The sequence below is a fragment of the Delftia sp. UME58 genome (assembly GCF_014170385.1).
Taxonomy (GTDB): domain Bacteria; phylum Pseudomonadota; class Gammaproteobacteria; order Burkholderiales; family Burkholderiaceae_C; genus Comamonas; species Comamonas acidovorans.
Genome location: NZ_LZZV01000058.1, coordinates 1 through 806, shown reverse-complemented (window position 1 = coordinate 806; position 806 = coordinate 1). Strand labels below are relative to the sequence as shown.

The following is an 806-nucleotide window of genomic DNA, read 5'->3' as shown; positions in this document are numbered from 1 at the left end:
TAGGTCGGGGCCAGCGAGCAGCCCGCCAGGGCCGCCGCCAGGGAAACAGACAATAAAGTTCTCATCTGGAATTTCATTACGGTTGTCCTTCGGCGGACACTTCCTGCGAGCCGTTGGCGCTCGCGTCGTGCTTGTCTTGGTTTTCGCTCATGCGCTTGACCTTGAACAAGCGCAGCATGATCACGAAGAAGGCCGGGACGAAGAAGATCGCCAGGAACGTGCCGGTCAGCATGCCGCCGATCACGCCCGTGCCGATGGCGTTCTGGCTGCCCGAACCGGCGCCCGTCGAGATCGCCAGCGGGGTCACGCCCAGGATGAACGCCAGGGACGTCATCAGGATGGGACGCAGACGTTGGCGGGCGGCATGGATCGCCGATTCCGTCAGGCTGGCGCCGGCCTCGAAGTGCTCCTTGGCGAACTCCACGATCAGGATGGCGTTTTTGGCCGCCAGCCCCACTGTGGTGAGCAGCCCCACCTGGAAGTACACGTCGTTGGACAGCCCCCGCATCAACGTCGCCAGCAGCACGCCGATGATCCCCAGCGGCACCACCAGCATGACCGCGGTGGGGATGGACCAGCTTTCATACAGCGCGGCCAGGCACAGGAACACCACGATCAGGGAAATGGCGTAGAGCGCCGGCGCTTGCGAACCCGACAGGCGTTCTTCGAACGACAGGCCCGTCCATTCGAAACCCACGCCCACCGGCAACTTGGCCGCCAGCTTTTCCATTTCGTCCATCGCCGCGCCCGAGCTGTAGCCCGGCGCCGCCTGGCCCTGGATGTTGTAGGACGGCACGCCGTTATAG

Annotated in this window: 1 protein-coding gene; it reads right to left on the bottom strand. The window is 64.1% G+C overall.

From position 1 onward, the window contains the following. Positions 1 to 76: 76 nt before the first annotated feature. On the bottom strand, positions 77 to 806 hold a 730-nt coding region (locus A9976_RS18565), incomplete at its 5' end, for an efflux RND transporter permease subunit (protein ID WP_183020233.1).